This window comes from Shewanella sp. 3_MG-2023 (assembly GCF_030548765.1).
In the GTDB taxonomy this organism is placed as follows: Bacteria; Pseudomonadota; Gammaproteobacteria; order Enterobacterales; family Shewanellaceae; genus Shewanella.
In genome coordinates this window covers 21,674-32,825 of the sequence record NZ_JAUOSH010000032.1, presented here as the reverse complement: position 1 = coordinate 32,825, position 11,152 = coordinate 21,674, and the positions used below count along the sequence as shown (strand labels likewise).

General features: G+C 40.2%; 8 protein-coding genes. 6 read left to right on the top strand and 2 right to left on the bottom strand.

What is annotated here, in order from left to right; translation table 11 throughout:
* The first annotated feature begins 276 nt into the window (after positions 1–276).
* On the top strand, positions 277–1,611 hold the full coding sequence (astB, locus tag Q4591_RS16360) for an N-succinylarginine dihydrolase (protein WP_303461946.1): 1,335 nt from the start codon (positions 277–279) through the stop codon (positions 1,609–1,611).
* A gap of 66 nt (positions 1,612–1,677) precedes the next feature.
* Here astB and Q4591_RS16355 read toward each other — a convergent pair whose 3' ends face one another.
* Complete coding sequence (locus tag Q4591_RS16355) at positions 1,678–4,575, bottom strand: hypothetical protein (protein WP_303461944.1); 2,898 nt, start codon at positions 4,573–4,575, stop codon at positions 1,678–1,680.
* A gap of 222 nt (positions 4,576–4,797) precedes the next feature.
* On the opposite strand from Q4591_RS16355, the gene Q4591_RS16350 reads away from it, so the two are divergent.
* The 4 genes from Q4591_RS16350 to Q4591_RS16335 all read left to right on the top strand — a co-directional run bounded on the left by Q4591_RS16350 (position 4,798) and on the right by Q4591_RS16335 (position 8,991).
* Positions 4,798–6,108, top strand: coding sequence for a dicarboxylate/amino acid:cation symporter (locus Q4591_RS16350; protein WP_102439770.1), 1,311 nt, complete (start codon positions 4,798–4,800; stop codon positions 6,106–6,108).
* 96 nt (positions 6,109–6,204) lie between these two features.
* Positions 6,205–6,879, top strand: coding sequence for a LysE family transporter (locus Q4591_RS16345; protein ID WP_102439769.1), 675 nt, complete (start codon positions 6,205–6,207; stop codon positions 6,877–6,879).
* 94 nt (positions 6,880–6,973) lie between these two features.
* A complete protein-coding gene (locus Q4591_RS16340) occupies positions 6,974–7,648 on the top strand; it encodes a response regulator (protein ID WP_102439768.1) in 675 nt (224 codons plus the stop codon).
* A complete protein-coding gene (locus tag Q4591_RS16335) occupies positions 7,639–8,991 on the top strand; it encodes an ATP-binding protein (protein ID WP_303461942.1) in 1,353 nt (450 codons plus the stop codon). Before Q4591_RS16340 ends, Q4591_RS16335 begins: the two co-directional genes overlap by 10 nt.
* Before the next feature lie 3 nt (positions 8,992–8,994).
* On the opposite strand, the gene Q4591_RS16330 is transcribed toward Q4591_RS16335, so the two are convergent.
* Complete coding sequence (locus Q4591_RS16330) at positions 8,995–9,693, bottom strand: 2OG-Fe(II) oxygenase (RefSeq protein ID WP_102519954.1); 699 nt, start codon at positions 9,691–9,693, stop codon at positions 8,995–8,997.
* Positions 9,694–9,816: 123 nt separating this feature from the next.
* Here Q4591_RS16330 and Q4591_RS16325 point away from each other — a divergent pair, with 123 nt between their 5' ends.
* Entirely contained in the window at positions 9,817–11,079 is a 1,263-nt protein-coding gene (locus Q4591_RS16325; protein WP_102439765.1) for a DUF3391 domain-containing protein, read from the top strand.
* The last annotated feature ends 73 nt before the right edge of the window (positions 11,080–11,152 follow it).

Genomic DNA, 11,152 nt, shown 5'->3' with positions numbered 1-11,152 from the left:
TTTCAAGTAAATACCTCTAATATGTGTCCAGCGAGCCATTTTTTAATCAATTATAAAAAAGGAGAAAAAATAATATTGCGTTAATAAAAAGTAATATTTCATTATTTAGGGTCTAGCAAGTAAAACTTGTGCATGTTTAGTCACTTTTTCAATATTTGCGACCCGAGTCACCGCTTGTTAACCCTTATATCATCAGTATACTGACGGTAATTTCACAAAATTAAATCGTAAAAAACCTATTTAAATAACAATAAGAATGACTATTAAGGAAAATAAATGAAGCACTTTGAAGCGAACTTCGATGGTCTAGTCGGGCCAACGCACAACTATGCAGGGCTATCTTTTGGTAACGTTGCTTCATACAGTAACGCGGCCCAAGCATCAAACCCTAAGGCTGCCGCTAAGCAAGGGCTTCAAAAAGCAAAGTCACTCGCAGATCTTGGCATGATTCAAGGTGTATTAGCCCCTCAAGAGCGTCCAGACCTTTATTCGCTACGCCGTATGGGTTTTGCTGGCTCTGACGCTGAAGTGTTAACACAAGCCGCCAAGCAAGCTCCTGCATTACTCAATGCCTGCTGTAGTGCTTCATCTATGTGGACCGCTAATGCTGCAACTGTGTCACCCAGTGCTGACAGTCGAGATGGCAAGGTTCATTTTACGCCAGCAAATTTGGTAGATAAGTTACACCGTAGTATAGAACCGATAACTACGGCGAATATTTTAAAGGCCACATTTAAAGACGAACGTTTTTTTAAACATCATCAACATTTACCAGAACATGCAAGCTTTGGCGATGAAGGCGCAGCTAATCACACCCGTTTGTGTGGTGATTATGGTCATGCAGGCGTTGAGCTTTTTGCCTATGGTCAAGAAGCCACTAATCCTAATACAGTTAGACCCAAGAAATTTCCTGCCAGACAAACATTAGAGGCATCGCAAGCGGTAGCGCGGTTACATCAAATCGATGACGAAAGCTGCGTTTTCATACAGCAAAACCCTGATGTGATTGACCAGGGGGTTTTCCATAATGATGTTATTTCTGTCGGTAACCAAAATGTGCTGTTCTATCATGAACAAGCATTTTTAAATACTGATGCAAAATTCGAAGAAATTCGCCATAAGATGAATACAGAAGTGCACTTTATCAAAGTTGCCACCTCGCAAGTGTCCATCAATGACGCCGTTAAAAGCTATTTGTTTAACACGCAAATTATCACCTTGCCAAACGGTGAAATGGCGATAATCGCCCCAACAAATTGCCAAGAAAACCCGGCAGTCCATGCTTATTTAAATGAGCTTGTGACTTTAGGAACGCCGATAAAACACGTTAAATATTTTGATGTAAAACAAAGTATGCAAAATGGCGGCGGCCCTGCTTGTTTGCGTTTACGTGTTGCCATGAGTGAATTAGAAATCTCCGCAGTCAATCAAAACACCTTGATGAATGACGCTTTATTTAGCCGCTTAAATCTATGGGTAGACAAGCATTACCGTGACAGCTTAGTTGTGGCTGATTTAGCGGATCCGCAGTTAATTATAGAATCGCGCACTGCATTGGATGAGTTAACTCAGATATTAAAGCTTGGCAGTGTTTATCAATTTCAGAAGTAGCTTTGAAATAATATTAAAAACAAAAGGGCGCCTGAGCGCCCTTTTTCAATTATTAACTCTATTTATTTATAGAATACTAATTGGGATAGTAATAACTTCTGTAACTGTTCCACCTGGAGTTTCTACTTTAACAGAGAACACTCCATTATTCGGCTCATCTTCACCTTTCAATAACACTGCAAATGAACGGCCACCATTATGATTAGAACTTGGCCAAATATATTGAGAGGTACTAGTTACTGAACCTGCAGATGCCGCAAATGTCACAATACTACCAGCGGGTAACTGCTGATTATGTAAATCAGAAAGTGTGAAATAGACTGCTGCAGAGCCTTTGCCAATAATTTGAATTGGGAAACTAACTAAATCCCCAGTTAAATCATAATAAGCAGCAAAGTGTCTTCTGCCTAATACTGCAGGATCACCCGCATCATCAACACCAATCACTTCATCCTCAACAACAATCTCAGTCGGTAGTGTTGCCACTGCAGTGCTACCCGACATCACCATTACAATACTGCGGCGAACAAATAATGATTTTTCTTCATTGATACCGTCAGCACAACCATCATGAGCCGGTTCAGAACAAAGTACGCCATTGTATAAGCCATCAGCTTTGTCAAAAACAGTATTAACATTGAAGTCGATTAACTCTTCAAGAGAGCCACCATCAAGTCCTTTTAAAGCATCCTCTGCTTGAGGGTTAAAAACAGTATCCTCATTGTAGTCATTAAAGGCATCGTCTAAATCAAACTTTTGACCTGTAACATCTTTACCATTTAAAAACTCATTGTATTCATCTGCATCAAAACGGCCATTACCATTTAAGTCTGGGAAAGACTCTTCACCAATTGCCGTTGCTGTAATCGTTGCACGTCCACCATATGGCTGACCATAATAATTACCATAAACGATGTTTGCTTCTGCACAAGTAGGATCTTCTGTTTTATCAGCTAATTTATAACATTTAAGTGATGCTTGAGGACTGATAGTTTGATTCCCTAAAGCATCGGTAAATGTATTACCTTCTGGTCGAGGAAGTTGCGACGTCCATATGACTGAACATACGCCATTCAATGTTTGACATGCATCTTCAATCGCACCGCCTTCAGTGGTAAAAGATACTGTCGTCCCATCAGGAACTGGGTTATTAAATGCATCTGCCATGCGTGCAGTAACAACAACTTCGGTTCCTTCTTGATCCCAACCTTCTGCATTATATACTTCAGCAGAAAGCGAGAAACTATCTTGATCAGGAATACCCGTAGATACGATAAGCTGACTTGATTGACTTGAAATGACAGGGCTAGAGCCTTGCACAGTTCCGGTCACACGCACAGATGTCGCTACTGTACCTGTAGTAACAACAGTTTGCACAATACCTTCATTGTTAGTCGTTGCAGTAATCGGGTCGATTGAAATACCACCCGCTATGGTATTCAATGAAAAATCTACTGCTTGGTTAGCAACAACATTACTGTTTTTATCTAACACGCGGAATTTAACTACTGATGATTCGATTCCACCAGTACCCAATATACCTATATTTTCAGGCTGTGCTTCAACAAATACAATACTACCGATATCTGCTTGTAAAATGTTTAAAGTTGCCACCGCAGATAAGCTAATGCCACCCGCGTTTGCAGTGACATTAATTTGATCTTCACCCACACAACCTTGAGCAAGATAGGTTGATGTAGCAACCCCATTTGACGAGGACACTGGTGAGCTAAGTTCGGCTTGAGCTGGAGATTTTGTCGCACAGGTTGAAGAGAAGTTAACATCAATAGGTTGGGTAAATGGATTACCATCTTCATCTTGAATAAGAACAGTTACTGTTGCCGTGCCACCTGCAGTTAATTCTGCAGTACTGACTTGTGCCACACCTTTTTCAAAAGGTGTACCGCTACCCATTTCAACATTGGTTGCACCAACCACAACGATGGTTTCACCTTTTTCACCACTTGATAATGAAGCCGTCACCAATCCTGCACCCAGAGAGCTTCCTGCATAAATATCTACTGATGCTTTCCCTTCATCATTAGTAACAGCCGAAGTAATCGGTAAATCACCAATTTCAGATGAAAAAGAAACGATAGTAGGTTTATTAATGCCAGTAATTGTTGCAACTAAGATGCCTGGAGATAAAGTACTTATAGTATCAACAGCTTCACCGGCAGAATCAAATAATTGTAAGGTTACCTGAGCACCACCACCTGCTTCGCCACCATCACCAAGCATTGTAAAAGCTTTACTGTCTGTTTCACCTGACTCTATTGATGCAGATACTGAACCAGAGCCTGCTATCTCAGCTGAATAAAGTGTTATGGTTGCGATACCATCAGAATCTGTCACTGCTGATGCAGTCGCGTTATCAAACGTACCTAGATTTGAATCATTTAGTGCAAAAGTAACCAATTCACCAGCAAGTACACCATCAATGGAATTTGAAACTAACGCTGTAAGAGTTGAGCCATCAATTGCCGATATAACTTGGTTCGATAAAGCTAACTCTACAGTGGTAATATCAACTCCGCCGCCGCCGTTGCCATCACCGACCATAGTAAAAGCAACAGAATCACTTTCACCACTATCAATAGATGCTGTCACAGTTCCAGAACCGGCAATATCAGCAGAGAAAAGCGTGATTGTTGCCACACCTTCAGAATTAGTCACTGCTGTAGCAGTTTCGTTATTGAAAGTTCCAAGCTCGGCATTATTTAATGCAAAAGTAACCAAAGTACCTGAAACGGCACCAGTGGACGAGTTAATCACAGTTGCTGTTAATTCAGCACCGGCAGTTGCATCTACATCTTGTGTGGAAATAGTTAATCCGACATCTATTGTGACAGGTACTGGATCCGTTCCTCCATTACCATCATCGGTAATGCTTCCCCCACCACTACAAGCAAATAGAAATATTGAACTTAAAAGCGCTAAAAATAGTCTTTGTGCTGACCTCATTGTCAGTCTCCCTGTTACATTAAACTCGTACTTATGAATTATAATAGTTACTTAGTAAGCGATATCAAACAAAAATATTGCAACTTTCTCTTTACTCTACTGTTTTTTTCCACATTTATCCTCAAAAACTTTAACTTTTACCCCGTTTCATAAGATTTCGTTTCCTGATAGGCTTAAAAATGTAAAAAATATACTTATAAAAATGATGGGAAGGATGTAGTTTTGATTAATAAAAGTAAGCTTGGTTTAACAAGCAAAATACTAATAGGTATGGCAGCGGGTATTATTCTTGGATTAATTCTAAGAAATGTGTTCCCCGATAGTTTATTCGTAAAAGATTATATTACTGAAGGTATCTTGCACGTTGTTGGAACCATCTTCATTTCAAGTTTAAAAATGTTAGTGGTTCCGCTAGTGTTCGTATCACTGGTTTGTGGTACCTGTTCATTGAGTGACCCGTCCAAATTAGGCCGACTTGGTGGTAAAACCATTGCGTTTTACATGTTCACCACCGCGATTGCTTTAACGGTCGCAATTTCAATGGCCATTCTCGTTCACCCTGGTAACGCATCACTGGCAACCTCTGCGATGGAGTTCAGCGCTAAAGATGCCCCTAGCCTTGCTGAAGTCGTGATTAATATCGTACCAACAAACCCAATTGAAGCCATGAGCCAAGGCAACATGCTGCAAATCATTATTTTTGCAGTCATCTTTGGTTTTGCAATTTCACACATTGGCGAGCGCGGCGCACGTGTATCGGCATTATTTAATGATTTAAATGAAGTCATCATGCGCGTGGTTACTTTAATCATGCAACTTGCGCCTTATGGTGTATTTGCGCTGATGGCAAAACTAAGCTTAACCCTAGGTTTAGAAACATTCGGTAGCGTAGTTCAATACTTCTTCTTAGTAATTTTTGTATTACTTCTGCAAGCACTGGTTGTTTACCCTACGTTACTCAAGGCATTCTCAGGTTTAAGCCCATTAATGTTCTTACGTAAAATCCGTGATGTGCAATTATTTGCTTTCAGTACTGCAAGTTCAAATGCAACCTTACCTGTTACCATCGAGACGTGTGAACACCGTTTAGGTGCTGACAATAAAGTCGCTTCATTCACCTTACCCCTAGGCGCTACCATCAATATGGATGGCACCGCTATTATGCAAGGTGTGGCAACGGTATTTATTGCCCAAGTATTTGGTATTGAACTGAGCCTAATGGATTATGTAACAGTGGTTGTTACTGCGACATTGGCATCCATTGGTACTGCTGGCGTTCCTGGCGTTGGCTTAATCATGCTCGCCATGGTGCTCAACCAAGTCGGCCTTCCTGTAGAAGGTATTGCATTGATTATCGGTGTTGATCGTCTACTTGATATGATCCGTACCGCGGTTAACGTAACGGGTGACTCAGTCGCAACTATCGTCATTGCCAAATCTGAAGGTGAGTTCAATGAAGCTGTATTCAATGATTCACAAGCGGGTAAAGTAAGTGCGAGCTTTGAAGATCAAGTTAAAAACGTCAAAGCGTAAAATACATTAGCATTAAATATTTAGGCGCCATATTATGGCGCCTTTTTTATTTGTGTTATAACCTAACTAATCAGATGCTTAACTCATGAGATTAAAATGGATTTTACCCTGCTTTCAACCCTTGCCGTTATTCACTCTTTAGCATTAATTAGCCCAGGGCCTGATTTCGCTATTATTGTAAAAACAGCCACACAACAAACTCGCAGCACTGCAATCATGTGCGCGGTAGGAATAAGTGCCGCGATATTGGTGCACAGTTTGCTATCACTTTTAGGGATAAGCATCATGATCCAGCAATCTGCAATGGCTTACATAGTGGTGCAAATTATTGGGGTGAGTTACTTGGCATGGATGGGTTATGGCGCTTTAGCGGCCTCATATCGGGCATATACACAAACTCAAGCATCATCTGATGAAACTGAAATCAATGGCCGTCTCCCTCACCAAGGCACTATGTCTGCTTTAAAAGGCTTTCAAATTGGCCTTTATACTAATTTGCTTAACCCTAAAGCGTTAATATTCTTTATCACCATTTTTACCGTACTGGTGACACCACAGGTCACTATAGAAACGAAATTTGCGTCAGCTAGCTTATTATTTGGCTTATCTATCATTTGGTTTTGCTTTCTCGCCATCATATTAACCAACCCCAACATTCAACACAAAATGGCTAAAGGCAATAATATAATTAATATCATTACCGGTATTATTTTCCTTGGCGTCGCTATTACCATTGCAATGTCATTAATATCCACGCACCTGTTGAACTAGAGGTTAACAATTCAAAATAAAATGCCTCTGTGTCAGCTACAGTTAAGTATTAGGCTGATAATATCTAACGATTAACAATGTAAGAGTATTTCCTATGAGAATTTTGGTAATCGAAGACGATCCGATTTTATCGCACCATCTAAATGTGCAGTTATCTGAATTAGGCAATCAAGTCCAAGTGGCTTTGACGGCTAAAGAAGGCTTTTATCAAGCAACTAACTACCCTATTGATATTGCCATCGTTGACCTTGGCCTGCCCGATAAAGATGGCATGACATTGATTTCTGAAATTCGAAATGCAGGCGTCAAAGCTCCTATTCTCATCTTAACCGCGAGAGTTAACTGGCAAGATAAAGTAGAAGGCCTTAATGCCGGTGCAGATGACTACCTGGTAAAACCATTTCAAAAAGAAGAGTTAGTCGCTCGCCTCGACGCTCTTGTGCGCCGTAGTGCAGGCTTTGTTAAATCGACCATCAGCTCAGGTGCTCTGCAGCTTGATTTAGCCGCTAAACAAGTCTCATTAAATGATGAGCCAATGGAAGTCACCGCCTTTGAATATTTAATTTTGGAATATTTAATGCGTCATTGCCATGAAGTCGTTGCCAAGCAACGCTTACTTGATGTGATTTATGGTGATAAAGAAGGTGACCCTAATACTATCGAGGTAATGGTAAGCCGTATCAGAAAAAAATTGACTAAAGGCGCTATTGAAAACCCCATCGCAACAATACGCGGTCAAGGATATAAATTTAACTTACCATGCAGCTAAGATTTAAACCCAAAAAGCGTCTGCTCACGAGGATGTTAATCACATCCTTAGCGATTATTGCACTTGTTGGTTTTGCCCTAGCTTGGTCATTGACCATTTTACACGCCCAAAATAGCTACAATGTCGAAACTTCGCAACTAATCGCTGAAATGCCTCAAATTGCAGCCGAATTAAGAGAGCACGACTTAATTCCGAAAAATAACAATTGGCTGCAAGAAAATAATAGGCAGAAACGCTATATTATGGCCAGTTGTGGGGATAATTATCGCCAAATTTGGACCTCTACACTGGCAAAAGAAAACGGCATCAATGACATTTGTAGCCGATTTAAAACCATTGCCGATACATCCCCGCCCTATTATCTGACCACGGCAAATAATAAGTCTTATTTTGCCTATCAATTACCGGTTGAATTGAATCAACAGCAATACAACATGATAGTGCTCAAAGATGCAAAAACCGTTGAAAGAGACTTCAAACGCTTTAAACGGTTAACTTATCTGCGACTGGCCGTTGTACTAGGTTTAGCCTTCATACTACTGATCAGTGCAGCCTATTGGGGCATGCACCCAATGATAACCCTTAAACAAGAACTACAAGCAATCACTAAGGGAAAAAAACAAACACTATCAAGTGATTACCCACAAGAATTAAAAGGCGTTACTCAAGCGTTAAATCAATTATTAGTCCAATCTAGCGAACAGCAAACTCGCTATCAAAATGCCATGAATGATTTAGCCCACAGTCTAAAAACCCGCTTAGCTGCGGTTCACGCCATTACTGACGACCAGCAGTTAAGTAAGGCTGATGCGAGCGAAAAAATCATGCAGCAAGTAGGACAAATGGATCAACTCGTAAAATATCAACTCAAAAGAGCCTTAGTGGGCCGACAAGGACTAATACAGGAGCAAACGCCCGTGTTACCCATGGTTGAGCAGTTATCACAAATGTTATTCAAGATTTATCATGAAAAGTCAGTGCAGTTTAGTAGTGATATTAATTCTGATATTAGCTTTCCAGTCAATAAAGGTGATTTGATGGAACTGTGCGGTAATTTAATGGAAAATGCCTTTAGATTGTGTATCAGTCAGGTCAAGGTTACAGCCTTTATTGATGACGATGGCTGCACTGTGTTAATCGTAGAAGATGATGGCCCTGGCGTTGAAGATGCACTCAAAACGCGCATCATTCAGCGTGGTGTGCGCGCTGACACCCAATCCCCCGGTCAAGGCATTGGACTTGCTGTGTGTCATGAAATTGTCAGCAGTTATCACGGCACCTTATCAATTACAGAAAGTCAGTTACAAGGGGCAAAATTCACTATTAAGATCCCCAATCAATGAGCATCACTTCGCTTGCGCGGTATAAAGTTGCTCAGCGCGATTGAACATTATCCATGAGGTGGCAATATATTTATCATCACTGATAGGGATATTGCCCCTATGGGTGTGGGTAAAGCCTGCGGGGGCAATCACCATAGTACCTTTTGTAGGCTTAATGGCTTTATTTTGATAATAAAACTCAGTTTCACCGCCTTGCTCAACATCATTAAGGTAATACATATAAAGTAATACTCTATGCAAGGCTTCATGGGAACCAGACTGCGGAAAGTGTTCTGAATGCCAATGAGGGTAACCACCTAAACTTTGCTGATATTTTTGCACATTAACCGTACCACTGCGGTATAAATATTGCGTTATCGCTTTGGCTTTATTCGCCCCTAGGTCAGAAAAATTATCAGGATTTAGCGTAACAGCTTCACCTTTATCATTGGCGATGGTGACAGATACCGCGCCCATGAGTGCCATAGGGTACTGGCTGAAGTAGTTTGCCGCATGGGTTAATGTTAACTGTAATAACTCATTTTTAAGCTGGGTTAAGTTATTGTGCAAGTCTAAGGTTAAATCTAAACTGCGTTTTTTATCCCTATCGACACCCTGTCCTGTCTTTCCTTCAGTCACTCCAGAGTGATTATCAAAAGCATTTCGTAACCTGTCGCACAAATCATCACTAATAGCATTGGGTATAACGTCAATAAAATCCATAATCTATAGGCACTTTTTAATATTGTAATGATATTATGCTGCCACGGAATGTTTTGCACTGCAAAGTGCATCCACATAACCGCTATAAATAAAACAATAAATCAGGTGATACTCTTTTAATCTATGAACAAAAACATAAAAATTTCAATTAATCAGCTTCAGGTAGGTCATTTCATTCGACTACCTATTTCATGGAAAGATCACCCATTTTTATTTAGTAATTTCAAACTAAAATCCCAGTCACAAATTGAATTACTTAAAAGCCTCAATATTAACGATATTTATTATGACGCCGAGCGCAGTGATTTAGGGTTAATTGACTTAAAACCCTCAGCGAATAAAAACGCTAGTACAGTGGTTGATCCTGAGGAGCTAAAACAGATTAAAGCTAAAATGGAATCTTACAAACAGATTCAAATCGATGCCCAAAAAAAGTTACGCCGCAATTTGAAAAAAACCGAACAGCAATTTGAGCGTTCTATCGCCATGATGCGCTCAAGCGTATCAAAGCTTGGCAGTCGCCCTTTAAATTCGGTCAGTGATGCAAAAGAAATGATCACAGACATGACCAATATGCTATTGAGTTCTGATGATTTGGTGCTGCATTTAATGACTGATGCAAAGCCCAATGATGTCATTTTCCATCATTCACTCAATGTGTCGACAATGTGTATGATGCTGGCTAAAAACTTAAACTGGCCTCGTGATGAAATTGAACTTATAGGCCTTGGTGCGTTATTTCATGATCTGGGGAAACTAAAAATCCCCAGTAATATTTTGAGCAAACAATTGCCGCTAACGACGCCGGAAAAGAACTTATTAAAACAGCATTCTTTGATGAGCCTCAACTTTTTAAAATTAGCTGACAGCTTTCCAGAACAGGCTAAACCCATGATTACTAATCATCATGAGTACCTTGACGGCTCTGGCTACCCCAAAGGCCTAAAAGGCGATCAGTTAGACAAATACTCGCAACTAATAAGTGTTATTAATGAGTACGATAACTTGTGTAACGGTACTAAGTTATCAAAACCTAAAACCCCTTATGCTTCTTTGGGGCTACTTTACAAAAATTATAAAAGTAAACTTAACCCTGAGTACGTTGGTAAGCTCATCAAAACTATCGGTGTTTATCCACCGGGCAGCCTCATCGAGCTTTCAAGTGGTCAATTTGGCATGGTAATGTCAGTAAATTTAAACAAGATATTATTTCCGCAAATTATGCTCTACGACCCTATCGTACCAAAAGAGCAAGCACCAATTATTGATTTAGAAAAAGAAGACATCAGCATTGTGCGCTGTTTGCCAGCTTCTGCATTACCCGAAAAAATCTTCAAGTACCTAAGCCCAAGAGAAAACATAAGTTATGCCATTGGCAATGCATAATCGAATAGCTAAGTTTGCGTTTTAACATCAGCATCGACCCAACAAAAAAAGCCATTAACGGTTGCGTTAATGG